The sequence below is a fragment of the Streptomyces sp. NPDC051740 genome (assembly GCF_044453165.1).
Lineage (GTDB): Bacteria > Actinomycetota > Actinomycetes > Streptomycetales > Streptomycetaceae > Streptomyces > Streptomyces atrovirens.
Window position 1 is genome coordinate 80,553 of record NZ_JBITCL010000012.1, and the last position, 24,942, is coordinate 105,494.

Here is a 24,942-nt window from a genome sequence, read left to right on the forward strand (position 1 = left end):
CACGGGAGCGGGCGAGGGCCCCGCGGGCGCCGGGGCGTCACAGCGGGGGCGGCTCGATGTCGCACTCCGCGCGTCGCCCGGCCTCCGCCGACAGCGTCTCCCCGTGCTCGGCCCCCAGGGTGTCGTGGTAGCGGCGCACCACCGAGGCCAGCAGCTCCGCGCCCCGCTCCTCCTCCCCGCAGGACACGAGGTCGAGCGACACGTTGCGCAGGGCGGCCAGGGTCGCCGGATGCCGGTCCCCGTAGCGCTCCTCCAGGGTCCGGGCGCACCGCTCGCCCAGGTCGCGCGCCGCCTCGTGCTCGCCCGTCCTGGCCAGCCCCGTGGCCAGGTTGACGTGCGCGAGCAGCGCCCACGGATGCGTCTCGTGCAACACCCGTTCGAGACCGGGCGCGGTCTCCTGGTCGAGCCGGAGCGCCTGCGGGAACTTGCCCACCGCGCGCAGCGCGGCACCGTGGTTGACGGCCGCCACGTACGTCAGCGGGTGCTCGGTGCCGAGCACCGTCCGGTACCGCTCCAAGGCCTGCGCGCCCTGCCGCTCGGCGGCCTCGGCGTCGCCCGTCAGCCGCAGGTCGTTGGCGAGGTTGGCGAACGCGGCGAGCGTGTCGATGTGCATCGGCCCGAGGATCGCCACGTACAGGTCGAGCACCTCCTCGGCCAGTGTCCGCGCCCGGTCGAACCGACCGGCCTTGCGGCAGGTCACCGACATGTTCTTGATCGCCCGCATGGTGTGCGGATGCCGGTCGCCGTACTGTGCGCGGTACTGCGCGAGCGTCTGCTCCTGGAGCTCCAGAGCCGCCGCGTACTCGCCGCACTCGCGCATGTCGCGGGCCACGTTGTTGACGGAGAAGAGAGTGGAGAGCGCGGTGGCGCCGAGGACCGTGCGGAGGTCCTGGTGGACGCGCCGGTCGAGGTCCAGGGCCTCCCCGTAGCGCCCGTTGACGCGCAGGCTCACCCCGTAGTTGTGCCCGGCCCGCAGGGTGAACGGGTCCTCCGCCCCGTACATGTTCACGCTGCGCCGGTACGCGTCCTCGTCCAGCTTCAGGGCGTCCGCGAACCGGCCCGCCGTCCGCAGGTCGGCGGCGAGTACTCCGGCGGCCGTGAGCGTGTACTCGTGGTCGTCGCCCACCGTCTCCCGAAGCCGCCGCAGCACCTCCTCGCTCAGTGGCCGCGAGACGGCGAACTCGGCCAGCTGCCAGTGGGCGCTCGCCCGGTGCCGCGTCGCCCACAGGGTCTGGAGGTCGTCCGCGCCCAGGAAGGACTGCCAGTCCGTGCTGATCCGCTCGCCGAGCTGCGCCGCTCCGCGCAGCACGCCCCGCGCCAGCAGGTAGGTGATCAGATTGATCGCGGTGTCCCGGATGTGCCGGTCCTCGCAGCGCGGCAGCCCCGTCGGTTCCAGGTGCGGAAGGATGTCGGCGTAGTTCTGCCAGTGCTCGGACCGCTGGGTGTCGCCCGGGTCGTGCGCGGCGATGACCTGGTGCACCAGGTGCCGCATCTCGCTCTGTTCCCGTGCCGGCAGTTCGTCCTGGAGGACCGCTCGCACCAGTCGGTGCATCTGCACCGTCCCGGCCACGTTGTCGACGGTGAGCAGCGAGAACTGGTTGATCGCCCGGATGGCACGGCCCCGGGACAGCGGGTCGCGGGCGAGCCGCATGAGCGCCGGGGGCAACGGCAGCATCCTGGCGTCGTGCAGAAAGTCCAGCGCCACCGGCTCGGACCCGAAGAAGGCCAGCAGACGCAGGAGTTCGAGCGCGCCCGGCGCCTGCGTGGCCAGCGTCTCCATGGAGGCCCGCCACACCACCGCCACCGGCAGGGTGATCGAGTCGACCCCCTCGGCGAGCACCTCGGCCCGTCGCTGCTCGATCATCGTCAGGAAGTCCGGCACCGCGATGCCGGTCTGCCGCTGCAGCGCCGCGCACTGCTCCAGGGCGAGCGGCAGATCGCCGAGGAGTTCGGCCAGCTGGTCCGCCTGCTCCGGACCGGCCCAGGGGGCGCGCGCCCGCAGGAAGTCCAGGCTCTCGGCACGGGTGAACACGTCCACCTTGGTCGCGAGCACCCGGTCCGACCAGCCGGCGTGGCGCGAGGTGATGAGGATGCGTCCGGTCCCCTCGGAGTCGCCGATCAGTGACGGCAGGTACGGGATGACCTCGTTGGGCTGTCCCGCGTTGTCGAACACCAGCAGCCAGCGGCTGTGCGGTGCTCCCGAGGCCAGCGCCGCCAGCACACGCGCCACCGTGTCGCTCTGCCGGTCCGGCACCAGGCCGAGTTCCGGCGCCAGCATGGTCAGCTGGGCCCGGATCACCGCGGGCTGTTCGGCGTCGATCCACCACACCCGGTCGTACTCGTGCCGGTGCAGCTGGACGTACTTCAGGGCGAGCTGCGTCTTGCCGACGCCCCCGAGGCCGTGCAGCGCGTGCGGCAGGACGGCGGCCCGTGTGCTCGTACCCAACTGCCGGTGCAGCTCGGCCAGTTCGCTCTCTCGCCCGGCGAAGTGCGGATTGGGCAGGGGGACGGAACGGGGTGAGCGGGACTGGCCGGAAGGGGCCGGTCCCTTGGTGCCGGTGCCGGTGCCGGTGCCGGTGCCGCCGGGGCCGGGGGGCGTGACACCCGGTGCGGTGCCTCCCGCCGCTGGGGGTTCCATGGTGGTGGTGTCCTTTGCGTTCGGGGGCGTTGTGCCGTTGTCCTGGGGGGAGCCGGGGCCGGCTCCGGCCTCGCTCCCGGGGCGAGGGCCGTCTCCTTCTCCGCCCGCCCCGCCGGTCCGCGAGGCGCCGTCCGCCGGAGCGCTCCCCGCCGGGTCCTCCTCCGCCGTCACCCCTTCCCCGGTGGTGACCGGACCGAACGGAGCGGTCCCCCGAACCGGGTCCCAAACCGCACCATAGGGTGGACCGAGCGCCTTGAGCGCGGGTCCCGCGGCGTCGAGGAGTTCGCGGTCCAGATCGGTGAGGGTGTCCGCGTCGGGCTTCTCCCGGCTGCCGATCACGGTGCGCAGCAGATCCGGCCGGGCCCCGACCGCACGTCCGGCCAGCGCGGAGGTCTCCTGGAGCGCGCGCAGCAGTTCGGTGCGGCCCAGCCCGCGCAGCAGCCGGGAGCGCACCCCGTCCAGGAACTCGAACATGTACTCCTCGCCGGTCCGCCCCCGGGCGGCCGTGGTGCGCAACGCGAGCAGTCCGCCCAGCAGGATCTCCGCGAACGGCAGCGGTCCGCCGGCCGCCACCGGCCCCCGCCGCACCGCCTCCACCACCTCGGGCCGCAGCGGCACCATCGCGAGCCGGGCCGCCAACCGCCGCGCGGCCGGGGAGGCGTGCTGCAGGAACCTCCGCACCGCCAGGTCCGGCGGCACCGGACGGCGTCGTTCCTCCCAGGTGAACGGAGGCAGACAGTGCGGCGTGAGCCCCTGCTCGTCCACCAGCAGCGAGGTCGTTTCGGCCCATGGCAGGGCGCCCCCGGTCACCATCCGGGCCCAGCCCGCGAACCAGCCGGGTTCCAGTTCCAGCACGGGCACGGGGAGGGGCAGCGGATCGGCCGGGTCGCTGTCGCGGGGCCGCTCCCACCGGCCGTACCGCAGCAGTTCGAGACGGGAATTGGGGAGCCCCGGCGCGAAGGCGCGCACCCGCAGGTCCATCGGCACGCCGTCGCAGAGGTCCCACAGATGGGTCGGAAGCGGCTGCAGCACGGCGACGGGCGCGCGCCTGCCCCAGGTGTGCAGCAACCGGGGCACGGCCCCGCCCGCCCAGGCGTCGCCCACGCAGTCGCTCATCACCAGGACGATCCGGCGCCCGTCCGGATGGAACAGTTCGGCGGGGCTGTGCCGTAGCCCCCCGTCGGCCGAGCGCAGCACCGCGTGCTTGCCGTCCCGGGTGTCCAGCGACCAGAGCCGCACGTCGGCGAACGCGCCCTGCGTGCGCAGCAGTTCGGCGAACGCGCGGGCCACCGGCTGCCACACCGTCATGGACACGCTGCGCTCCACGACGAGGGCCACTTCGAACCAGCGGTCGGGTGGCCGGGTGAGCACCGGGTGCCATTGGCCGGTCTCGGCCGCCCGTACGGCGGTCGCCTCCTCGTCCAGCACCCGTCGCCGGGCGCCGCCCGGCAGCCGGCGATTGAGCGGCCGCAGGGCCCGGGCCAGGCCCCGGGCGTCGCGGAGCGCGCCGGGTAACTCCTCCCCGGTGACGGCCCCCCGGCCGGAGGAGAGCGTGTGGGAGATCCGGGGGAGGGCGGGCAGCGGGCCGTCGGGGACGGCCGGGCCGGTGGCGCCGGCGCCGGGAGCGGGGGGACCGTGCGCCGTCGCCGTCGCCGTCGCCGTCGCCGTTCCGCCCGCGCCGTTCCCGGGATCCGTCCCGTCGTCCGTTCCGGTGTCCGTTCCTGTGCCGTTGTCCGCTGTTTCGGACGTGTCCTCCGGCGTGGGGGAGACTCCGGAAGGACCGCCGGGGGCCGCGCCGGTTTCGCGGCCGTCGACACCCGGACCGCCCGTCTCCCGGTCGCCCGTCTCCCGGTCGCCGGTGTCCCGGTCGGGGCCCGGTGGCCCCTCCTCCTGCCCGATCACCTCCGCGAGCCAGAGCGCCTCCGCCCATTCGCGGGCCGTGGGCTCTGCGGAGCCTTCGGGTCCGGTCATGGTGAGGTGTCCGAGGACAGGTTCCGCCAGAGGGCGTCGCGCAGTTGCAGCCAGGAGGCGTCGTCCGCCTCGGCGGCGCCGTTGGTGAGCATGTGCACGGTGTTGAGCAGCTGGTCGATGGCGAGGTCGGCGCTGTCGCCCCGCTGTTCCACGAACTCCCGCACCAGCTCCCGCGTCCGCTCGTCGAGCGCCCCGCCGAAGTGGGAGGCGACCATCGCGGCGAGCCGCTGCCCGTCCGGTGCGGGCATCCGCACCTCCAGACACCTGCGGCGAAAGGCGGGTGGGAAGTCGCGCTCCCCGTTGCTGGTGATCACCACGATGGGGAACTCGGCGCAGCGCACCCGGCCCGCCGTCACGGTGACCCGGTGGTCGTGGTCGGCGGTGGCCACCTCCACCTGGCGCCGCGACTGGGCGAGCCGCTCCAGCTCGGGGACGTGGTATTCGCCCTCCTCGAAGGTGTGCAGCAGGTCGTTGGGGAGGTCCACGTCGCTCTTGTCCAGCTCGTCGACGAGGAGCACCCGGGGCCGCCGCCACGGCAGCAGGGCCGTCCCCAGCGGGCCGAGCGTGAGGTAGCGGCCGATGCCGGGCAGCGGGCCGTCCCCGGTGGGGGAGCGGCGTCCCGGCTGCGGGGCGTCCTGGACCCGGCCGATGGCGTCGTAGTCGTACAGACCGTCGCGGAGCGTGGTGCGGCTGACCACCGGCCACCACAACACCCTGCCCAGCCCCAGCTCGGAGGCGATCTGGTGGGCGAGGGAGGACTTCCCGGTGCCCGGCGCCCCCGTGACGAGCAGCGGGCGGCGCAGATGGATCGCGGCGTTGACGACGTGCAGCGTCTTCGGGGCCAGCGTGCCGCCGCGCCGCCTGCCGAGCCGGCGCCGGGTGTCCTGGTCGTCGGAGGGCAGCGGCACGTCCAGCGGACCGCGTTCGGACTCCGGCCGGAAACGGCGCCAGGCCGGCGGCGGGGGGAGCTTCGGCAGCACCTCGTCCTGCGGTGAGCGGTGCTCACCGGTGTCCCGGAAGACCCACCAGCCGGGGACGGAGGATCCGTCGGTCCCGCCCGCACCGTTCGTGCCGCCCGTCACGCGGTGCACGGTCCCGCTCATCGCAAGCCACCCCCGGTCGACGGATGCCCCAATGCGGAGTCCGCCCCCTCCAGTCCGTCACGGCCGTCCCACACTAGGCTGATGTGCCGATGCAGGTCCAGAACGGAGAAGACCTCCGCGTCCGGTCCCACTTCCCCCCTCAGCATCCTTACCCGCTCGGGCAGTTCCATGAGCCTGCCGGCCAGTACTTTCCGTGTCTTTCGTTCCGCCTCCGGATGGCCGCCCACCTCGCGCACCGCCACGATCACCGGCATCCCCATCTCCAGCAGCACGTTGACCGCGTCCCCCTCCAGACCGCCGGTGTACGGGGGAGGTTCGAGGAACAGCCAGCCGAGCTGCTCGCGGTCGTGACGCAGCTGACGGAGCAGTTCCACCGGCCGCAGCCGCTCGCCGTACGGCACCACGCGTACCGCGGCCGACTCGAAGGCGGTCTCCGGAGCGGTGGTGAGGAGGTCGGACCGGGCGTGGAGCCGCGGACGCCAGTGCGGCTTCGCCCACCGGTCCCGGCTGCGGACCAGGACCGTGTGGTCGGCGCCGATCGGACGCGCCACCGAGTCCGGCGGCCGGGCCATGATCTGGTCCACCGGCAGCCACAGAAGCGGCCTCGGCAGCAGGAACTCGACCACCATTCCCGCGCTCAGCTCCCCGAGCTCCTGTACGCAGGACAGATAGCGGCCCGCGACCTCGCCCTCCATCGCGGCCCGTGAGGAGAGCTGCACCGGCTCGCCGTACGGCCGTGCCCCGTCCGGGCCGGGCGGCACCACCCAGGACCGCACGGTGTAGAGGTCGGGCACGGGCGTGCGCGCGGTGATCTCCAGGAGGAGCCGGTACGGGGAGAGCGGCCGGCCGGCCCGGGCGGCCACCTCGTCGCGCAGCCGGGCCAGCCGCTGCGGACTGCGGCAGCCCAGATGGGCGGCGACCCGCCCGCTCCAGGCGTGCAGCCGGGCCCGGAGCGGGGTGTCCTCCAGGACGGCGACGGTCTCGACGAAGACGAGCAGGGGGTGTGGCTCGTTCTCCCAGCCGTACGGCAGGTCCTCGAAGACCGCCAGCAGGGCCGGGACCTCGCCGTGCCGCTCGTCGTGGCCCCGGCCGGACCCCCGGTCCCCGGGGGCGGCGGGGCCGGCGCCGGTCTCGTGCAGGACGCGCAGGGCGAGGGGGCGCAGCCGGGGCGCCTGATCGCAGGATTCCAGGAGTTCGCACAGGGTCCGGCGGTGGTGCGGCTCCAGGAGGTCCGAGGGGAAGAGCTGCCGGTGCAGCCGCTCCACCGCCCGCCAGCTGGTCGTCTTCCGGTGGCCGCGGGAGAACTCCTCCAGATAGACGGCCAGCCCGCCCGGATGGTCGGCGCAGTAGGCCAGTTCCAGGGCGAGCGCCTCCACGGTGGCGCCCTCGGGCGAGCGCGGGGCCGCCCCGTGCTCCGAGGCGACCCGCTGAAGCGCCGCCCGCCGGGCCGAGGCGGTGTCCGTGGACGAGCGCTGGAGCCGGAGCATCTCGTTGGCCAGCGCCCAGTACGGATCGCGGGAGCCGCTCATCGGGCGGCCCCGCCGCCGGCCCCCGGCGCACGCAGCCGGGCGACCTCGCGGTCGAACTCCCGCATCGGCAGCGAGCGCGACTCGTACCAGCGCAACGCCGCCGCGAACCGGTCGATGCCGTCCTCGTACTCCAGGCAGAGCCCGAGCACCGCCCGGGCGTCGTTGATCAGGACCCCGGTGCGCTCGACATGGAAGGCGATGTGGTCCCCGGTGTCCCGCAGCACCCGCTCCCGGCGGTGCGGGTCGGCGAAGCTCCGCACCTTCACGAGCACCCGGGCGAGATCCCGCTCGGCGCTGGGCGGCCAGGGCGGCGGAAGGACGTCCTCCGCGCCGGGACCGCGGTCCGGTCCGTACGAACCGGGGCCGTCGGCCGGGTCGTGCGAGCCGGGGGCGCCGTACGGAGCGTACGGCCGGTGCGCGTGGGGACCGGATCCGCGGGGCCCGCCGGTGCCCGGGACCCCGTCCGCCCCGGCGGCGGGGCCGGTCACCACGTCCGCGAGGTCGGGGCAGTACCGCACGACGACCTCGACCGGTATGAGCCAGCCGGTGCGGCGCTCCGCGCGGGTGTCCTCCGCGACCACCAGGCCGATCACGTACCCGGAGTCGTCGACGACCCCCGCCCCGCTGTAGCCCTGCCGCAACCGGTCCCCGGCCTCGCTCGCCGCCTCGAGCTGCATCCACTCGGGGCTCAGCCCGCCGGACCCCACCAGGCGCGCCCGCAGCCACAGCCCTGCGGGCGCGCCGACGACCTGCCCGAAGGCCCGGACGATCCGGTCGCGGGCGGGGCCGCACGGCCGCAGCCCCGCGGGCCGGCAGTCGACCGGGGCGTCCCCGTACAGGTCGAGCACCGCGACGTCGGCCCGCTCCTCGTCCGGCGGAGCCCATCCCCGGGGCGCGACTCGGGCGCGCACCGGCCCGGCACCGGGTGCGAGGGAGCCGGGGAAGTCCACCGTGAGTTCCGCCTCCCGCGGGTCCCCGGCATCGGGACCGAGCGCTCCTTCCACGACGTGCGCGCAGGTCACCACCCTGTTACCGGCTACGAGCACCCCCGCGCCGGCCGGCGTCCCCCGTGTGTCCAGGATCCGTACGCGCCATGACTCCGCGAGTGAATGTTCCACCCCTGCCCCCCGTTTCCCGCTCCGCGAGCCTCCGCCACGCACCCCGTCCGCCGGGGTCGGGCACGGCCGCGGTGAACCAGGTGCTGGAGGCGCGCGTGTTACGGCCATGCTAAGCAGCAATACCCGGTCGGCGTCCCGACAAGACGTCTGAATCGGACGGGAGGGCCGAAGGGTGGCCGAAATGCCGCCGTCGCGGTTCTCCGCGGGCCGGGACGGCCGGTGACGGGGCGCCGGCCGGACAGGTGGTGCCGGCCCGGCAGCCCGGCCACGAGCCGCCGATCGTTCCGCCGGCCGGGACCCGCGCCGGTACGGTCCACTGTTCGAGGTACTCGCCGGCCCGCCCGACGACGCCGGGGGTGCGGTTCGGCCCGTACCGGACGGTGTCGTTCTACAGCCCGGGGCCGAACACGCTCCCGCACGGACCTACCGGACCCGGCATCACCCGATCGAGTCCGGTACTCGTTCACCGCAGTGCGATCCGAGCCGCGACCGGCAGGTGGTCGCTGCCGGTGGCGGGCAGGGTGCGGATGTGGGGGACGGTCGCCGAGCGGGCCATGACCTGGTCGATCCGGGCCATGGGGAGGGCGGCGGGGAAGCTGAAGGCGAAGCCCCGTTGCGCCACGCTCATCCGTGAGGTGAGCGGGGCCAGCCCGCGGTCGTCGACCGTGCCGTTGAGGTCGCCCAGCAGGATCACCGTTTCCAGCGGCTCGGCGGCGACGGCCCTGCCCAGCAGGCCGGCGCTCTCGTCGCGCCGGGAGGACGCGAGGCCGCCCGCCCCCACACGGACCGAGGGCAGGTGCGCGACGTACGCCGCGATCTCGCCGTGCGGCGTGTGGACCACGGTCCGCAGTCCGCGACTCCAGGGTTCCGTGACGCCCCGCGGTCTGATGTCCAGGAGCCGGGCGTCGGTGAGCGGGTGCTTCGACCACAGTCCGACGGTGCCCCGGACCGCGTGGTACGGGTAGTCCGGGGCGAGCGTCCTCTCGTATACCGCGAGCGCCGGGGGCACCAGTTCCTGCAGCGCGACGAGATCGGGTCCGACGGCGGCCAGGGCGCGGGCCGTGCCCGCCGGGTCGGTGTTCTCGTCACTGACGTTGTGCTGCACCACGACCAGGTCGTGCGGGCCGGACCCCCCGACGGGCAGGAGCAGCCCGCCGAAGTGGTACGTCCAGGCCGCCGTCGGCAGGAGCAGCGCCACCAGGGCGGTGGCCGAACGGCGCAGCAGGGCCCAGCCGAACAGCACGACGATCACCAGCCCGAGCCACGGCAGGAACGTCTCCAGCAGACTGCCCACCCGGCCCACGGAGTTGGGCACCACCCGGTGGAACACCGGCAGCCCGGCCGTCAGCACCGCGAGCGCGGCGGGCACCCGCCCCCGCGTCCACACCCACCGGCGCCACACCTCTCGGGGCACCGCTGTCGTCTGCTCCACCTGGTTTCCCGTCCGCTCGACTCGTTGTCCAGGACGAACCGTGGAGCGGATCGGTTTCCGCTTCGCCTCGACGCACCGCGAAGACGCTTGACTTGGAGCGCTCTCCAAGAGGAAGACTCCCGTTCCGTGCCCCGACGCCGGGGGACGAAAACGGGAGGGATCAGGCATGAAGTACCGCACCATCGGCACCGGTCCGCACAGCCGCCGCGTGAGTGTGCTCGCGCTCGGGGCGATGCTGTTCGGATCGGTGACCGACGAGAAGACCTCCTTCGCCCTGCTCGACCGCTATGTCGAGGCCGGCGGGAACTTCATCGACACGTCCGACAACTACGCCTTCTGGGCCGACGGCGGCCAGGGCGGACAGAGCGAGGAACTGCTCGGCCGCTGGCGCCGCAGCCGGGGGGCCGGCGACGAGATCGTCTTCGCGACCAAGCTCGGCGCCCGCCCCCTCGCCCCCGGCACGAGCTACACCGACAACGCCGAGGGCCTGTCCGCGAAGGTGATCCGGGAGTCGTCCGAACGCAGCCGCGAACGGCTCGGCCTGGAGCGGCTGGACCTGCTGTACGCGCACATCGACGACCACACCGTCCCCCAGCGCGAGACCGTCGAAGGATTCGGGGAACTGGTCGCCGAGGGCACGGTCGGGCTGCTCGGGGTGAGCAACCAGGCCGTGTGGCGGGTGGAGCGGGCCCGCGCCCTCGCGGCGGCGGCCGGCCTGCCCGGCTACGAGGTCCTGCAGTACCAGCACAGCTATCTGCGGCCCCGCGCCGACGTCCCCGACGACCTCTTCCCCGACGGCGGCCTCGGCCACGCGGGCGCGGAACTGGCCGGCTATCTGCGGGCCGAGCCCGCCCTGACCCTGGTCGCCTACTCGCCGCTGCTCAAGGGCGCCTACGCCCGCCCCGAACGCCTGCCCGGAGACTACGACCACCCGGGCACCCCCGCCCGCCTCGCGGTGCTGCACGAGGTCGCCCGGGAGACCGGGGCGACGCCGGGCCAGGTGGTGCTGGCCTGGCAGCTCGGCCACGAGCTGCCGATCCTCCCGCTGGCCGGGGTGTCGTCCCTGGCGCAGCTGGAGGAGAACCTGGCGGCGGTGGACCTGGAACTGTCGGCGGAGCAGCGGGCCCGGCTGGACGCGGCGCACTGAACCGCCTCACGGTCTGACCAGCAGCTGGAAGTCGAACGAGTACCGGGACGCACGGTAGACGTGGGTCCCGTACTCCACCGGCCGGCCGGTGTCGTCGTAGGCCGTGCGCTGCATGGTGAGCAGGGCGGCGCCCTCCTTCTCGTCCAGCCGGGAGGCCTCCGCCGCGGTGGCCGCGCGGGCGCCGACGGTCTGGCGGGCGCTGTGCAGGGTGATGCCGGCCGAACGCATCATCCGGTACAGGCCGGTCGCTTCGAGCCGGGAGCCGTCGAGGCCGAGCAGGCCCGACGGGAGGTAGTTGCACAGCAGGGCGACCGGCTGTGCGTGGGTGCGGCGCAGGCGTTCCAGCAGGACGACCTCGGCGCCCTCGGCCAGTCCCAGGGCGACCGCCACGTCGGCCGGCGCCCGCACCGTCTCGTTGCGGATCACCCGCGTGGTCGGGCCCTGCCCGGCCGTCTCCAGGTCGTCGTAGAGACTGCTCAGTTCCAGGGGGCGCCTGACCTGACTGTGCACCACCTGCGTGCCCACCCCGCGCCGCCGGACCAGGAGCCCCTTGTCGACGAGGGACTGGATGGCCTGGCGGACGGTGGGCCGGGACAGGCCGAGCCGCACGGACAGGTCGACCTCGTTGCCCAGCAGGTTGCCGGGGGCGAGGACGCCCTGCTCGATCGCCGCCTCCAGCTGCTGCGCGAGCTGGTGGTACAGCGGCACCGGACTGCCCCGGTCCAGGGTGAAGTCCAGGGTGCTCAGCGCGGGTCCGGTCGCGGCACGTGCGGGGCCGCCGGTCTTCGCCATGGACGTGCCTTCCTGTAGCAGCGCGGTCGGGTTCAGAGGTGCCGGCGGCGGCCGGTCACCTCGGCGTCGTACCGTGCGCGGGCCCGGACGGCGGCCTCGCGGGCGGACACCTCGGCCACCGGCACGTCCCACCAGGCCTCGGCCGGGGGAGCGGTGGGAGCGGGGTCGGTCTCGACGTACACGCACGTCGGCCGGGAGGAGGCACGAGCCTCGGCCAGCGCGTTCCGCAGCTCCCGCACGGTCTTGGCGCGCAGTACGTCCATGCCGAGGCTGGCCGCGTTCGCCGCGAGGTCCACGGGCAGCGGGGCGCCGGTGAAGGTGCCGTCGGCGGCCCGGTGACGGTAGGCGGTGCCGAAGCGCTCGGCGCCCACCGACTCCGACAGGCCGCCGATGGAGGCGTACCCGTGGTTCTGGATCAGGACCAGCTTGACCGGGAGGTTCTCCTGGACGGCGGTGACGATCTCCGTCGGGTTCATCAGGTAGGTGCCGTCGCCGACCAGCGCCCACACCGGGGTGCCGGGAGCGGCCTGCTGGACACCCAGCGCGGCCGGGATCTCGTAGCCCATGCAGGAGTAGCCGTACTCCAGGTGGTACTGGCGGGGGCTGCGGGAGCGCCACAGCTTGTGCAGGTCGCCGGGGAGCGAACCGGCCGCGTTGATCAGCACGTCCTCGTCGCCGACGACCGCGTCGAGCGCGCCGATCACCTGTGTCTGCGTCGGTACGGCCGTGTCGTCGTCCGCGCGGTAGGCGGTCTCGACGACCCGCTCCCAGCGCTCCTTGCCGGCCCGGTACTCCGCCTCGTACGACGGCTCCACGCGGTGGCCGGCGAGCGCCCCGGCGAGCTGTTCCAGACCGGTGCGCGCGTCGCCGACCAGGGTGCGCGCCGCCAGCTTGTGCGCGTCGAACCCGGTGATGTTGAGGTTGAGGAAGCGGACGTCCGGGTTCTGGAAGAGGGTGCCGGAGGCGGTGGTGAAGTCGGAGTAGCGGGTGCCGACGCCGATCACCAGGTCGGCGGTGCGGGCGAGTTCGTCGCTCACCGCCGTGCCGGTGTGGCCGATGCCGCCGAGGTCGGCGGGGTGGTCGTGGCGCAGGGAGCCCTTGCCGGCCTGGGTGGAGGCGACCGGGATGCCGGTGGCGTCCACGAACGCCTTCAGCGCCTCCTCGGCCTCGCTGTGGTGGATCCCGCCGCCCGCGACGATCAGCGGGCGCCGCGCCGCCCGTACGGCCTGCGCGGCGGCCGTCAGCTCCGCCGGGTCCGGGGCGGGACGTCGTACGGACCAGACGCGTTCGGCGAAGAACTCCTCCGGCCAGTCGTACGCCTCCGCCTGCACGTCCTGGGGGAGGGCCAGCGTCACCGCACCGGTCTCGGCCGGGTCGGTGAGCACCCGCACGGCGCCCAGCGCGGAGGGGATCAGGGCCTCGGGGCGGGTGACGCGGTCGAAGTAGCGCGACACCGGGCGGAGCGTGTCGTTGACCGACACGTCGGCCTCGACCGGGTGCTCCAGCTGCTGGAGCAGCGGGTCGGCGACGCGCGAGGCGAAGTAGTCGCCGGGGAGCAGGAGCACCGGCAGCCGGTTGACGGTGGCGAGGGCGGCGCCGGTGACGAGGTTGGTCGCGCCGGGGCCGATGGACGTCGTCACCGCCTGCGCCGAGAGCCGGTTGAGCTGGCGGGCGTGGCCGACGGCGGCGTGCACCATCGCCTGCTCGTTGCGGCCCTGGTGGTACGGCATGACCTCGCGGTACTCGACGAGTGCCTGCCCGATCCCGGCCACGTTGCCGTGGCCGAAGATGCCCCAGGTGCCCGCGATCAGCCGGCGGCGCACACCGTCGCGTTCGGTGTACTGGGCGGACAGGAACCGCACCAGTGCCTGGGCGGTCGTCAGACGGCGGGTGGTGGCGCTCATACGGACCTCTCCGGTGCGGTGTAGAGGGGGAGTCGGGGGTCGACGGGCCGGTCCGGCCAGGTGTCGCGGATCCAGGCGTGGTCGGGGTGGTCGCGGATCAGCCAGGCGCGTTCGGCCTCGGGTCCCGCCATGACGTTGAGGTAGTACATGTGGTGGCCGGGCACGGCCATGGACGGGCCGTGCCAGCCGTCCGGGATGAGGACGACGTCGCCGTCGCGCACCTCGGCCAGCACGTCCGTCTCACGGCCCGGACCGGACGGGGAGACCCGCTGGTAGCCGAGGCCGGGGACGCCGTCGTGGCCGGCGAACTCGAAGTAGTAGATCTCCTCCAGCACGGACTCCTCGCCGGGCCGGTGCTCGTCGTGCTTGTGCGGCGGGAAGGACGACCAGTTGCCGCCCGGGGTGAGCACCTCGACCGCGATGAGCTTGTCGCACTCGAACACGCCTGCCGCACCGAAGTTGTTGACCTGCCGGGAGCAGTTCCCGGTGCCGCGCAGCTCCACGGGCACGTCGGAGGCCGGTCCGTAACGGGCGGGCAGCCGGCGGGTGCAGCGGGCGCCGGTGAGCGCGAACCGTCCGCCGTCCGCCGAGGACACCGTCGCGCGGGCGTCGCGCGGGACGTACGCGAAGTCGGTGACGCCGTCGAACACACCGGTGCGGCCGGCGAGTTCGAAGGTGTCGTGGCCGAAGTCGTCGTCGGCGGCGACCGTGCAGCCGCCGCTCAGCGGCAGCACGATCCACTCGCTGTCGCCGGTGTCGAAGGTGTGCGCGCCGCCGGGCGGCAGCCGGAGCACGCGCAGGCTGGAGTGGCCCCAGCCGGCGTTCTCCGGGTTCACGTCGACGGCGTAGGGGCCGGTGAGGGCCCTGCCCGCGGGAAGGTGATGTGTCATGGCGTGCCTCCGGGTCGCAACGGGCTTCTCACAACAGGCCGACGGCCGTGTCCACCGCCGTCTCCACACTGCCCTCGGCCGGGTAGAGCAGCGAACGGCCGACGACCATCCCCATCACGGTGGGCAGCCGCAGCGCCTTGCCCCACCGCTCGTACGCCGCCTCCTGGTCGCCGACCTCGCCGCCGAGCAGGACGACGGGCAGCGTGGAGGCCCCCAGCACCTCCGGCATGGCGTCGACGTCGTCGGTGACGGGGAGTTTCAGCCAGGTGTAGGCGGAGGTGCCGCCCAGACCGGAGGCGATGGCGATGGAACGGGTGACGGCCTCGGCGGACAGGTCGTTGCGGACCCGGCCGTCCACCCGGCGCGAGATGAACGGCTCCACGAACACCGGCAGCCGGCGTCCGGCCATGGCGTCCACGGCGCGGGCGGCGGACTCCAGGGTGGCCAGCGAGCCCGGGTCGTCGTAGTCGATACGGACCAGCAGCTTGCCCGCGTCGAAGCCCAGCCGGGCGATGTCCTCCGCGCGGTGGCCGGTGAAGCGGTCGTCCATCTCGAAGGACGCCCCGGCCAGGCCGCCCCGGTTCATCGAGCCCATGACGACCTTGTTCTCCAGCACCCCGAGGAGCAGCAGGTCCTCCAGGATGTCGGCGGTGGCCAGCACCCCGTCGACGCCCGGCCGGGACAGCGCGATGCAGAGACGTTCCAGCAGGTCGGCGCGGTGGGCCATGGCCAGCCGGCGGTCGCCGATGCCGAGCGCGCCCCGCGCGGGGTGGTCGGCGGCCACGATCATCAGCCGGCCGCTGTCGCCGATCAGCGGGCGCCGTGCCCGGCGGGCGGCGGCCTCGGCGACGGCCTCCGGGTTGCGGGCCCGGACCGTGGTGAGGTCGGGGATGCTGAGGTTCAAGGAAGGGCTCCGTTCAGGACTGGCTCGGCAGGCCCGCCGTGCCCGGCGAGGCGGCCCGCGCGAGGAGGTCCGCGACCTCCGGCTCGGTCGGCATGGCGGACGAACAGGCGAGGCGGGAGGCGACGACGGCTCCCGCGGCGTTGGCGTGGCGCATGGTCCGCTCCAGGTCCCAGCCGGAGAGCAGACCGTGGCAGAGCGAGCCGCCGAAGGCGTCGCCCGCTCCGAGGCCGTTGACCACCTCGACCGGCACCGGGGGCACCTCGGCCCGGGTGCCGTCGCGGTGCACGGCGAGCACGCCCCTCGGGCCCTGCTTGACCACGGCCAGTTCCACACCGGCTTCCAGCAGCGCCTCGGCGCAGGCCCCGGGCTCGCGCACACCGGTGGCGACCTCGCACTCGTCGAGGTTGCCGACCGCGACCGTGGCGTGCCGCAGCGCCTCGCGGTAGTAGGGGCGGGCCTGCTCCGGGTCCCGCCAGAACATGGGGCGCCAGTCCAGGTCGAAGACGGTGGTTCCGGCCCGGTCGCGGGCCTCCAGGGCGGTGAGGGTGGCCGAGCGGCTGGGTTCCTCGCTCAGACCGGTGCCGGTGATCCAGAAGACGCCGGCCGCGCGGACGGCGGTCAGGTCCAGTTCGTCGGCGCGGATCTCCAGGTCGGGGGCCTTGGGGCGGCGGTAGAAGTAGAGCGGGAAGTCGTCCGGCGGGAAGATCTCGCAGAAGGTGACAGGGGTGGGGTACGCGGCGACCGGGGCGACCCAGCGGTCGTCCACGCCGAACTCCTTCAGCGCCTCGTGCAGAAACGTGCCGAACGGGTCCTCACCGGTACGCGTGATGATTGCCGCGGAACGGCCCATCCGGGCGGCCGCCACCGCGACATTCGCGGCCGATCCGCCCAGGAATTTCCCGAACGTCTCCACGCGCGCGAGCGGAACGCCGGTCTCCAGTGGATAAAGATCGACCCCGATGCGACCCATGGTGATCAGGTCGAAATAGTGTGGTGGGACGGCCATTGAGCGACGCTCCTCGAGCTGCTGGGGATGCGGGTCCCAGGGCGCCCTGCCACGGTGGGGCGAGGATTCCGGGGACCTGCCGCCTCACAGGTGTAGGTCTCGGAGGGCGGCGATGTCAATAGTTTGTACTTACATTCGGACTAGTTAGTGAAATGATGTCTTAACAAAGTATTGACACCCGGCGGTTCTGGGGATTGGATCGCGTCCCAGCATGACCGCCGTGTTCCATGGCACGCCCCCGGATTTCCGAGGCACCGGATCCTCGGACTCCCGCCCTTTCCCCGCGTAGCACAGTGAGGTGCAGGACAGATGGACCGCTCTTCGCACACCCGCTCCCGCAGAATCGCGTTCGTCGCGGTCGCGGCGGCAGCCGCCCTGACCCTCGCCGGCTGCTCCAGCGGTTCCGGTGGCAAGGAGTCCGAGGAGGGCGGGGCCGACGCCTCCGCGGGCAAGGCGGACACGCCCCGCATGAAGGTCGCCCTCGTCACCCACCAGGCGCCCGGCGACACCTTCTGGGACATCGTGCGCAAGGGCGCCGAGGCCGCCGCGGCCAAGGACAACGTCGACCTCGTCTACAGCAACGACCCGAACGCCGGCACCCAGGCCACCCTGGTGCAGAACGCGATCGACCAGAAGGTCGACGGCATCGCGGTCACCCTCGCCAAGCCGGACGCGCTGAAGGCCGTCATAGCCAAGGCGAACGCGGCCGGCATCCCCGTCGTCGGCCTCAACTCCGGCCTGAGCGACTGGAAGGACCTCGGCCTGCTCGAGTTCTTCGGCCAGGACGAGTCGGTGGCGGGCGAGGCGTTCGGCAAGAAGCTGAACGAGGTCGGCGCGAAGAACACCGTCTGCGTCATCCACGAGCAGGGCAACGTCGGCCTGACCCAGCGGTGCGACGGGGTGAAGAAGACCTTCGAGGGCGAGACCCAGATCCTCAACGTCAACGGCACCGACATGCCGTCGGTGAAGTCGACGATCACCGCGAAGCTGAAGCAGGACTCCTCCATCGACTACGTCGTCACCCTCGGCGCGCCCTTCGCGCCGACCGCGGTGCAGTCGGTGGGCGACGCGGGCAGCAAGGCGAAGGTCGCCACCTTCGACCTCAACAAGGAGCTGACCAAGGCGATCGGGGCCGGCGACATCGAGTTCGCCGTGGACCAGCAGCCCTATCTGCAGGGCTACCTCGCCGTCGACGGCCTGTGGCTCTACAAGAACAACGGCAACTACAGCGGCGGCGGTGAGCAGCCGGTGCTGACCGGCCCGGCGTTCGTCGACGAGTCCAACGTCGACGCGGTCTCCGAGTACGCCGCGAAGGGCACTCGGTGATGAGCATGGCCCAACAGGCTGAGCCGGCGGTGACCCCACCGCCGGCCCCCGGCCCGAAACAGAGCGACGGCCGCACCGTGCGGCGCCCGCTCGCACTGCGGCTCCTCGCCCGGCCCGAGGTCGGGGTGTTCCTCGGCGCCGTGGCCGTCATGGTGTTCTTCCTGTTCGCCGCTCCGCCGGTGCGGGACGGCGGCTCCATGGCGAACATCCTGTACCAGTCGTCGGTCATCGGGATCATGGCGCTGCCCGTGGCCCTGCTGATGATCGGCGGCGAGTTCGACCTCTCGGCCGGTGTCGCCGTCGTGACCTCGGCACTGACCGCGAGCATGCTCAGCTACCAGCTCACCCTGAACGTGTGGATGGGCGTGATCGTCGCCCTGGCGGTCTCCCTGGGCATCGGCGCGTTCAACGGCTGGATGCTGGTCAGAACCGGGCTGCCCAGCTTCCTGGTCACCCTCGGCACCTTCCTGATCCTGCAGGGTGTGAACCTGGCGGTGACCAAGATGGTCACCGGCAACGTCGCCACCGACAGCATCAGCGACATGGACGGCTTCGACCAGGCCAAGGCCCTCTTCGCCTCCAGCTTCGACGTCGCGGGCGTCCAGGTGAAGATCACCGTGGTGTGGTGGCTCGTCTTCGCCGCCCTCGCCACCTGGGTGCTGCTGCGCACCAAGTACGGCAACTGGGTCTTCGCCGTCGGCGGCAACAAGGAAAGCGCCCGCGCGGTCGGCGTCCCCGTCACCTTCACCAAGATCTCCCTGTTCATGCTGGTCGGCTTCGGCGCCTGGTTCGTCGGCATGCACAACCTGTTCTCCTTCAACACCGTGCAGTCCGGCGAGGGCGTGGGCCAGGAGCTCATCTACATCGCCGCGGCCGTCATCGGCGGCTGTCTGCTGACCGGCGGCGCCGGCAGCGCGATCGGCCCGGTCTTCGGCGCCTTCATGTTCGGCATGGTGCAGCAGGGCATCGTCTACGCCGGCTGGAACCCGGACTGGTTCAAGGCCTTCCTCGGCGTGATGCTGCTCGGCGCCGTCCTCATCAATCTGTGGGTCCAGCGCCAGGCGACCCGGAGGTGACCGCAATGACCGACAAGACCACCGGCACCCACGGCTCCGTCCTCGAGGACACCGTGCCCGACGGCGACCGCCCCCTGGTCGAACTCCGCGCCGCCGGCAAGTCCTACGGCAACATCCGCGCCCTGCACGGCGTCGACCTCACCGTCCACCCCGCCAAGGTGACCTGCGTCCTCGGCGACAACGGCGCCGGCAAGTCCACCCTCATCAAGATCATCTCGGGGCTGCACCAGCACACCGAGGGCGAGTTCCTCGTCGACGGCGAGCCGGTGCGCTTCTCCACCCCGCGCGAGGCCCTCGACAAGGGCATCGCCACCGTCTACCAGGACCTCGCGGTCGTCCCGCTGATGCCGGTGTGGCGGAACTTCTTCCTCGGCTCCGAGATGACCAAGGGCCCCTGGCCCGTCCGCCGCCTCGACATCGACCGGATGAAGAAGACGGCCGACGAGGAACTGCGCAACATGGGCATCGTCCTGGACGACCTGGAGCAGCCCATCGGCACCCTCTCCGGCGGCCAGCGCCAGTGCGTCGCCATCGCCCGCGCCGTCTACTTCGGCGCCCGCGTCCTCATCCTCGACGAGCCGACCGCCGCCCTCGGCGTCAAGCAGTCCGGCGTGGTCCTCAAGTACATCGCGATGGCCCGCGACCGCGGCCTCGGCGTCATCTTCATCACCCACAACCCGCACCACGCCTACATGGTCGGCGACCACTTCAGCGTGCTGCGCCTGGGCACCGTGGAACTGTCCGCCCCCCGCAGCGAGGTGGGCCTCGAGGAGCTGACCAACCACATGGCCGGCGGTGCCGAACTGGCCGCGCTCAAGCACGAGCTGGCGCAGGTCGGCGGCGTCGACACCGAGGAACTCCCCGAGGAGGGCGACCTCCAGGCCCCCGCAGCCGCAACTCCGGAAGGAAAGTCCTGACATGGCAGTCGCGCTCGACCGCATCCGGGTCGGTTCCGCCCCCGACTCCTGGGGCGTCTGGTTCCCCGACGACCCGCGGCAGGTGCCCTGGCAGCGCTTCCTCGACGAGGTCGCCGAGGCCGGCTACTCCTGGATCGAACTCGGCCCCTACGGCTACCTCCCCACCGACCCGGCCCGCCTCGGCGACGAGGTGAGGAAGCGCGGCCTCGAGGTCTCCGCCGGCACCATCTTCTGCGGACTGCACCGCGGCCCGTCCGAATGGGACACCACCTGGGAGCAGGTCGGCCGGGTCGCCGCGCTCACCCGGGACATGGGCGCGAAGCACCTCGTCGTCATCCCGTCCTTCTGGCGCGACGACAAGACCGCCGAGATCCTCGAAGCCCCGGAGCTCACCACCGAGCAGTGGGGTCACCTCACCAAGGGCATGGAACGCCTCGGCCGCGAGGTGAAGGACACGTACGGCCTGGACATCGTCGTCCACCCGCACGCCGACACCCACATCGACACCGAGGAGCACGTCGAGCGCTTCCTCGACTCGACCGACTCCAACCTGGTCAACCTCTGCCTGGACACCGGCCACTACGCCTACTGCGGCGGCGACAGCGTCAAGCTGATCGAGACCTACGGCGAGCGCATCGGCTACCTCCACCTCAAGCAGGTCGACCCGGAGATCCTCGCCGACGTCGTCAGGAACGAGGTCCCGTTCGGGCCGGCCGTGCAGCGCGGGGTGATGTGCGAACCGCCCGCCGGCGTCCCCGAACTGGGCCCGGTCCTCACGGCCGCGCAGAAACTGGACGTGGACCTGTTCGCGATCGTCGAGCAGGACATGTACCCCTGCGAGCCCGACAAGCCGCTTCCCATCGCCGTACGCACCCGCAAGTTCCTCCGCTCCTGCGGCGCCTGACGAGCCCGACGAAGGGGAGGCGCAAGACATGAACCGGCGCGAGCCACTGCGCATCGCCGTCATCGGCACCGGCCGGATGGGCGCCGACCACGTGCGCCGTATCGACCGGGTCGTCAGCGGCGCGCGGGTCACCGCCGTCGTGGACATCGACGCCGAACGGGCCGAGGCCGTCGCCGCGGGCGTCGACGGCTGCACCGCCCACACCGAACCGGCCGCCGCGATGGCGACGGCCGACGTCGACGCCGTACTCGTCGCCTCCTCAGGGCCGGCCCACGAGGCCGCCCTGCTCACCGCGTTCGAGCACGACCTGCCCGTCCTGTGCGAGAAGCCGCTCACCCCCGACGCGGCCTCCGCCCTGCGCGTCATGGAGGCCGAACAGGCCCTCGGCCACCGCAGGGTCCAGGTCGGCTTCATGCGCCGCTACGACACCGAGTACGTGCGGCTCAAAGCCCTGCTGGAGACCGGGCGGCTGGGCCGCCCGCTGATGCTGCACAACCGGCACCGCAACGTGGCCAGCGCGCCCTTCTTCACCAGTGCCATGCTCGTCACCGACTCCGTGGCCCACGAGGTGGACGCCACCCGCTGGCTGCTCGGCCACGAGATCACCGCCGTCACGGTCCTGCGCCCCACCCCTTCCTCCGGCGCCCCCGAGGGACTGCGCGACCCGCAGTTCGTCGTCCTGGAGACCGACGGCGGCGCGCTCAGTGACGTCGAGATCTTCGTCAACTGCGGCTTCGGCTACCAGGTGCAGGCCGAGGTGGTCTGCGAACGCGGCACCGCCCGCATCGGCGACGGCCACGCCCTGGTCACCAACACGGCAGGCCGCTGGGGCGGCACCATCACCCAGGACTGGACCGAACGCTTCGCCCAGGCCTACGACGACGAGATCCAGACCTGGGTCGACACCACCCGCCGCGGCGAGATCACCGGCCCCAGCACGTGGGACGGCTACGCCGCGGCGGCCGTGTGCGAGGCGGGGGTGCGGGCGCTGGAGGAGGGCGGCCGGGTGGAGGTCGACCTGGTGCGGAAGCCCGCGCTGTACCGGTGACAGCGGGCCCGCCCGCTCACCCGCCCGTGCGACTCCCGGGATTCCGATGCGCGGGGGTCCCGGCCGGACCCGCTTACGAGTGCCGCACCTCCTCGACGGTGACCGGACGGTGCTCGTGCAGCGACAGTGTGCACGCCTCGGCGATCCAGCCCGCCTCCAGGGCGTCCGCGACCGTGCACGGCGAGGGGCGGGTACCGGCCACGACCTCGGTGAACACGGCCAGTTCGGCACGGTAGGCGGCCGTGAACCGGTCCATGAAGAAGTCGTGGGGAGTACCGGCCGGGAAGGTCACGCCCGGTTCCACCGACCGCAGCGGCAGCTTGTCGTCCAGCCCCACCGCGATCGAGTCGGCGAAGCCGTGGAGCTCCATACGGACGTCGTAACCGCGGGCGTTGTGACGGCTGTTGGAGACCACCGCGAGAGTGCCGTCGTCCAGCGTGAGGACCGCGCCGGTCGTGTCCGCGTCGCCCGCCTCCCTGATGCAGTCGGCGCCCCGGTTGCCGCCGGCCGCGTACACCTCGGTCACCTCGCGGCCGGTCACCCAGCGGATGATGTCGAAGTCGTGCACCGAGCAGTCCCGGAAGATGCCCCCGGACGCGGCGATGTACGCGGCCGGCGGCGGCGCCGGGTCCAGCGTGGTCGAGCGCACGGTGTGCAGCTCGCCCAGTTCCCCGCTCCGTACGGCGGCCCGCGCGGCGGTGAAGCCGGCGTCGAAGCGGCGGTTGAAGCCGATCTGGACCGGCACGTCACGGCTCTCGACCGCCTTCAGCACCTCCACCCCCTCGGCCATGGTGCGGGCCACCGGCTTCTCGCAGAAGACGGGCACGCCCGCCTCCACACAGGCGAGGATCAGCGCCGGGTGGGCGTCGGTCGCGGCGGCGACGACCACGCCGTCCACCCCGGCCGCGAGCAGGGCCTCGGGGGAGTCCGCGACCTCGACGTCGAACCGTTCGGCGGCGGCCTTCGCGGCGTCCGTGAACGGGTCGGAGACGACGAGGGACTCGACGGTGCCGAGCCCGGCGAGGGTCTCGGCGTGGAAGGCGCCGATGCGGCCGAGGCCGAGGATTCCGATGCGCATGGGGGACGGTGCTCCTTGCTTGCGGGTTCGTACGAGCGGGGCGTGCGGGGAGGTCGGTCGAGGCCGCCGAGGACGTTCTGGTCCCAGTCGATCACGGAGCCGGTGACCACCCCGGAACGGTCGGAGAGCAGCAGGACCACGAAGTCGGCGATCTCGTCCGGTTGGCCGAGCTTTCCCATCGGCAGCCGTGCGGCGGCCTGTTCGCGCCAGTCGTCCCCGGCGCCGTGGAAGGCGCGCCGGGTGGCGTCCTCGCCCTCGGTGGCGGTCCAGCCGATGTCCAGGCCGTTGATCCGGATCCGGTCCCAGCGGTGGGCGTGCGCCGCGATGGGGGTCCCCCCGCGCGAGCGAAGCCGAGCGTGGGGGAGGGTCAGGCCGATCAGCCCCGCCTTCGCGGCGACGTACGGCGCCAGGAACGGCTGCCCGCCGTGCGCGGAGGAGGTGATGACGTTGACGACCGTGCCGGGTGCCGCGCGCCGCACCATGTCGGCGACGGCGGCCTGCATGGCGAAGAACGGCGCCTTGAGGTTGACCGCGATGTGCTGGTCGAACAGTTCGGGCGTGGTGTCGAGCAGTGTCCCGCGCGAGGTGAGTCCCGCGGAGTTGACCAGGCAGTCGACCCGCCCGTACGCCTCCACCACCCGCGCGACACAGGCCGTGGCCTGCTCGGCGTCCGCCAGGTCGGCCCGTACGAACATCGCCCTGCCGCCCGCGGCGGCCAGCTCGGCCACCAGCGCCTCACCCGGCTCCGGGCGCCGCCCGCTCACGGCCACGACCGCCCCCTCGCGGACCGCGGCCCGCGCGACGGCCGCGCCGACGCCCTGGCTGCCGCCGTCGACGAGGACGATCCTGTCGTCGAGAAGTCCCACGCCTGTGTCCGGGTCCTCTCAGCTCTCGCGCCGCTTGGCGCCGGCCCGCAGTTCGCCCCGCAGGGTCCGCGCGGTCCAGCCCTCGCGCAGCGCCCGGCGTACGACATCGGCCTGCGAGGGCGGGGCCAGGCCCTCGACCGGCGGGTCGCGGTCGAGGTTGGTGGGGAAGGGGTACCCCTCGGCGCTCGCCGCGATCACGTTCTCCAGCCACCGCTCGCCGGCGCCCTCGCCCCGCCGCCTGAGGAGCACCGGGTAGACGGCGCCCGCCACGGCCTCGCGGTCCACCGTCTCCATCGCCCGGCCGAACGCCGACGACACCTGGAGCAGGTTGGCCATGCGCCGGATGTCCGCCGAGTGGTTGGCGCCGGCGGCGTGGAACAGCGCCGGGTTGAAGAACACCACGTCGCCCTTGGCGAGCGGCAGCTGCACGTGGTGCTCCTCGAAGTACGCCCGGAACTCCGGGCGCCGCCAGGCGAGATAGCCCGGATCGTACTTCTGCGAGTGCGGCAGGTACAGCGTGGGCCCGGACTCGACGGGCATGTCGCAGTGTGCCACCGCGCCCTGGAGGGTGAGCACGGGGGAGAGGCGGTGCACGTGCGCCGGGTAGGCGGAGGCGGCCTCGTCGGAGAGGAACCCGAGGTGGTAGTCGCGGTGCACGGTCTGCGCGGCGCCGCCCGGGTTCACCACGTTGACCTGGGAGGTGACCTGGTAGCCGGGGCCGAGCCAGGCCGAGGAGACCAGCGCGATCACGTCGTTGGCGTAGTACTCGGCGAACGCCTCCGGGGCGTACAGGGCCGCCTTCTCCAGGGCGTTCCACACCCGGTCGTTGGCGCCCGGCCTGGCGAAGTGGTCGCCGGCACCGGCGCCCGAGGCGCGCTGCTCGGCGATCAGGGCGTCGAACACGGCGGTCGTCCGGTCCACGACCGCCGGGTCGGCGAAGGCCCCGCGGATCACCACGATGCCGGGACCGTCCGCGAACGCGCGCACCAGCTCGGCCTGTACGGCACGGCGGTCGGCGAGGGCGAGCCGGTCGGCGTCGTACAGCAGCACGTTCCGCTCGACGCCACCGGCGTGCGGGTAGGCGTCGAGGCCGGTCGGCTGCTCGACCAGTGCGCGGAAGGAGTCCAGGTCGCAGTCCCGCTCGGACAGCCAGGCGGCCGGCACGGGCGTCCGCTGGTGGGTGGAGGCTGACATGGGGCCGTCCCTTCGGGTCACGGAGCGACGCGGCTGATGTCATTCTTGTCAGTACAAACCCTGCGAACAACCAGCAGCAAGCCATCAAAAACCCCTCAG

At 73.0% G+C, this 24,942-nt stretch carries 18 protein-coding genes and 1 pseudogene; 6 read left to right on the plus strand and 13 right to left on the minus strand.

Annotated features, from left to right (window positions below):
• Window positions 1-37: 37 nt before the first annotated feature.
• From fxsT to ACIA6T_RS21100, 5 genes are all read right to left on the minus strand, one after another.
• Window positions 38-4,609 carry an FxSxx-COOH system tetratricopeptide repeat protein gene (fxsT, locus tag ACIA6T_RS21080; RefSeq protein WP_399447987.1) on the minus strand — a complete coding sequence of 1,524 codons (4,572 nt, stop codon included), beginning with the start codon at window positions 4,607-4,609 and terminating at the stop codon, window positions 38-40.
• Window positions 4,606-5,712, minus strand: a complete 1,107-nt coding sequence (locus ACIA6T_RS21085; RefSeq protein WP_399447988.1) for an AAA family ATPase — start codon at window positions 5,710-5,712, stop codon at window positions 4,606-4,608. Before ACIA6T_RS21085 ends, fxsT begins: the two co-directional genes overlap by 4 nt.
• Entirely contained in the window at window positions 5,709-7,241 is a 1,533-nt protein-coding gene (locus ACIA6T_RS21090; RefSeq protein WP_399447989.1) for a hypothetical protein, read from the minus strand. Before ACIA6T_RS21090 ends, ACIA6T_RS21085 begins: the two co-directional genes overlap by 4 nt.
• A complete protein-coding gene (locus tag ACIA6T_RS21095; RefSeq protein ID WP_399447990.1) occupies window positions 7,238-8,467 on the minus strand; it encodes a trypsin-like peptidase domain-containing protein in 1,230 nt (409 codons plus the stop codon). The genes ACIA6T_RS21090 and ACIA6T_RS21095 overlap by 4 nt, the downstream gene beginning before the upstream one ends.
• A 355-nt stretch (window positions 8,468-8,822) precedes the next feature.
• Window positions 8,823-9,791, minus strand: a complete 969-nt coding sequence (locus ACIA6T_RS21100) for an endonuclease/exonuclease/phosphatase family protein (protein WP_399447991.1) — start codon at window positions 9,789-9,791, stop codon at window positions 8,823-8,825.
• A 166-nt stretch (window positions 9,792-9,957) separates the two neighbouring features.
• Between ACIA6T_RS21100 and ACIA6T_RS21105 the strand changes: the two genes are divergently transcribed.
• Window positions 9,958-10,938 (plus strand): aldo/keto reductase, encoded by a 981-nt coding sequence (locus ACIA6T_RS21105; protein ID WP_399447992.1) that lies wholly within the window; start codon window positions 9,958-9,960, stop codon window positions 10,936-10,938.
• A gap of 6 nt (window positions 10,939-10,944) precedes the next feature.
• Here ACIA6T_RS21105 and ACIA6T_RS21110 read toward each other — a convergent pair whose 3' ends face one another.
• Genes ACIA6T_RS21110 through iolC form a run of 5 tightly spaced genes read right to left on the minus strand, consistent with a single transcriptional unit; the run spans window position 10,945 to window position 16,434 of the window.
• Window positions 10,945-11,730: a GntR family transcriptional regulator gene (locus tag ACIA6T_RS21110; protein ID WP_399447993.1), complete on the minus strand. Its 786-nt coding sequence runs from the start codon at window positions 11,728-11,730 to the stop codon at window positions 10,945-10,947.
• 32 nt (window positions 11,731-11,762) lie between these two features.
• Entirely contained in the window at window positions 11,763-13,634 is a 1,872-nt protein-coding gene (gene iolD / locus ACIA6T_RS21115; RefSeq protein ID WP_399447994.1) for a 3D-(3,5/4)-trihydroxycyclohexane-1,2-dione acylhydrolase (decyclizing), read from the minus strand.
• On the minus strand, window positions 13,631-14,524 hold the full coding sequence (gene iolB / locus ACIA6T_RS21120) for a 5-deoxy-glucuronate isomerase (protein ID WP_399447995.1): 894 nt from the start codon (window positions 14,522-14,524) through the stop codon (window positions 13,631-13,633). Before iolB ends, iolD begins: the two co-directional genes overlap by 4 nt.
• 28 nt (window positions 14,525-14,552) lie before the next feature.
• Entirely contained in the window at window positions 14,553-15,428 is an 876-nt protein-coding gene (locus tag ACIA6T_RS21125) for a deoxyribose-phosphate aldolase (RefSeq protein WP_399447996.1), read from the minus strand.
• Window positions 15,429-15,441: 13 nt separating this feature from the next.
• Window positions 15,442-16,434 carry a 5-dehydro-2-deoxygluconokinase gene (gene iolC / locus ACIA6T_RS21130; RefSeq protein WP_399447997.1) on the minus strand — a complete coding sequence of 331 codons (993 nt, stop codon included), beginning with the start codon at window positions 16,432-16,434 and terminating at the stop codon, window positions 15,442-15,444.
• Between the two features lie 309 nt (window positions 16,435-16,743).
• On the opposite strand from iolC, the gene ACIA6T_RS21135 reads away from it, so the two are divergent.
• Genes ACIA6T_RS21135 through ACIA6T_RS21155 form a run of 5 tightly spaced genes read left to right on the plus strand, consistent with a single transcriptional unit; the run spans window position 16,744 to window position 21,705 of the window.
• A complete protein-coding gene (locus ACIA6T_RS21135) occupies window positions 16,744-17,760 on the plus strand; it encodes a sugar ABC transporter substrate-binding protein (protein WP_399447998.1) in 1,017 nt (338 codons plus the stop codon).
• Entirely contained in the window at window positions 17,760-18,836 is a 1,077-nt protein-coding gene (locus tag ACIA6T_RS21140) for an ABC transporter permease (RefSeq protein WP_399447999.1), read from the plus strand. The genes ACIA6T_RS21135 and ACIA6T_RS21140 overlap by 1 nt, the downstream gene beginning before the upstream one ends.
• Before the next feature lie 5 nt (window positions 18,837-18,841).
• The gene (locus ACIA6T_RS21145; RefSeq protein WP_399448000.1) at window positions 18,842-19,753 is read left to right on the plus strand and encodes an ATP-binding cassette domain-containing protein; all 912 of its coding nucleotides are present in this window, start codon (window positions 18,842-18,844) and stop codon (window positions 19,751-19,753) included.
• Window position 19,754: 1 nt separating this feature from the next.
• Window positions 19,755-20,657: a sugar phosphate isomerase/epimerase family protein gene (locus ACIA6T_RS21150; RefSeq protein ID WP_399448001.1), complete on the plus strand. Its 903-nt coding sequence runs from the start codon at window positions 19,755-19,757 to the stop codon at window positions 20,655-20,657.
• Between the two features lie 28 nt (window positions 20,658-20,685).
• Complete coding sequence (locus ACIA6T_RS21155; protein ID WP_399448002.1) at window positions 20,686-21,705, plus strand: Gfo/Idh/MocA family protein; 1,020 nt, start codon at window positions 20,686-20,688, stop codon at window positions 21,703-21,705.
• 73 nt (window positions 21,706-21,778) lie between these two features.
• Here the strand turns inward: ACIA6T_RS21155 and ACIA6T_RS21160 are convergent, their stop codons facing one another.
• The 3 genes and pseudogenes from ACIA6T_RS21160 to ACIA6T_RS21170 all read right to left on the minus strand — a co-directional run bounded on the left by ACIA6T_RS21160 (window position 21,779) and on the right by ACIA6T_RS21170 (window position 24,843).
• Window positions 21,779-22,783 carry a Gfo/Idh/MocA family oxidoreductase gene (locus ACIA6T_RS21160; protein WP_399448003.1) on the minus strand — a complete coding sequence of 335 codons (1,005 nt, stop codon included), beginning with the start codon at window positions 22,781-22,783 and terminating at the stop codon, window positions 21,779-21,781.
• Between the two features lie 56 nt (window positions 22,784-22,839).
• Window positions 22,840-23,649, minus strand: a pseudogene (locus ACIA6T_RS21165) (SDR family oxidoreductase); the annotation flags it as partial.
• 18 nt (window positions 23,650-23,667) lie between these two features.
• A complete protein-coding gene (locus ACIA6T_RS21170) occupies window positions 23,668-24,843 on the minus strand; it encodes a phytanoyl-CoA dioxygenase family protein (RefSeq protein ID WP_399448004.1) in 1,176 nt (391 codons plus the stop codon).
• Window positions 24,844-24,942: the final 99 nt, after the last annotated feature.

Excerpts from the sequence above, each read along its gene's own strand:
- ACIA6T_RS21150 (WP_399448001.1), top strand. The coding sequence starts at position 19,755 with ATGGCAGTCGCGCTCGACCGCATCCGGGTCGGTTCCGCCCCCGACTCC.
- ACIA6T_RS21155 (WP_399448002.1), top strand. The coding sequence starts at position 20,686 with ATGAACCGGCGCGAGCCACTGCGCATCGCCGTCATCGGCACCGGCCGG.
- ACIA6T_RS21140 (WP_399447999.1), top strand. The coding sequence starts at position 17,760 with ATGAGCATGGCCCAACAGGCTGAGCCGGCGGTGACCCCACCGCCGGCC.
- iolB (WP_399447995.1), bottom strand. The coding sequence starts at position 14,524 with ATGACACATCACCTTCCCGCGGGCAGGGCCCTCACCGGCCCCTACGCC.
- ACIA6T_RS21095 (WP_399447990.1), bottom strand. The coding sequence starts at position 8,467 with ATGGCCGTAACACGCGCGCCTCCAGCACCTGGTTCACCGCGGCCGTGC.
- ACIA6T_RS21170 (WP_399448004.1), bottom strand. The coding sequence starts at position 24,843 with ATGTCAGCCTCCACCCACCAGCGGACGCCCGTGCCGGCCGCCTGGCTG.
- ACIA6T_RS21085 (WP_399447988.1), bottom strand. The coding sequence starts at position 5,712 with ATGAGCGGGACCGTGCACCGCGTGACGGGCGGCACGAACGGTGCGGGC.
- iolD (WP_399447994.1), bottom strand. The coding sequence starts at position 13,634 with ATGAGCGCCACCACCCGCCGTCTGACGACCGCCCAGGCACTGGTGCGG.
- ACIA6T_RS21145 (WP_399448000.1), top strand. The coding sequence starts at position 18,842 with ATGACCGACAAGACCACCGGCACCCACGGCTCCGTCCTCGAGGACACC.
- ACIA6T_RS21160 (WP_399448003.1), bottom strand. The coding sequence starts at position 22,783 with ATGCGCATCGGAATCCTCGGCCTCGGCCGCATCGGCGCCTTCCACGCC.
- fxsT (WP_399447987.1), bottom strand. The coding sequence starts at position 4,609 with ATGACCGGACCCGAAGGCTCCGCAGAGCCCACGGCCCGCGAATGGGCG.
- iolC (WP_399447997.1), bottom strand. The coding sequence starts at position 16,434 with ATGGCCGTCCCACCACACTATTTCGACCTGATCACCATGGGTCGCATC.
- ACIA6T_RS21090 (WP_399447989.1), bottom strand. The coding sequence starts at position 7,241 with ATGAGCGGCTCCCGCGATCCGTACTGGGCGCTGGCCAACGAGATGCTC.
- ACIA6T_RS21110 (WP_399447993.1), bottom strand. The coding sequence starts at position 11,730 with ATGGCGAAGACCGGCGGCCCCGCACGTGCCGCGACCGGACCCGCGCTG.
- ACIA6T_RS21105 (WP_399447992.1), top strand. The coding sequence starts at position 9,958 with ATGAAGTACCGCACCATCGGCACCGGTCCGCACAGCCGCCGCGTGAGT.
- ACIA6T_RS21135 (WP_399447998.1), top strand. The coding sequence starts at position 16,744 with ATGGACCGCTCTTCGCACACCCGCTCCCGCAGAATCGCGTTCGTCGCG.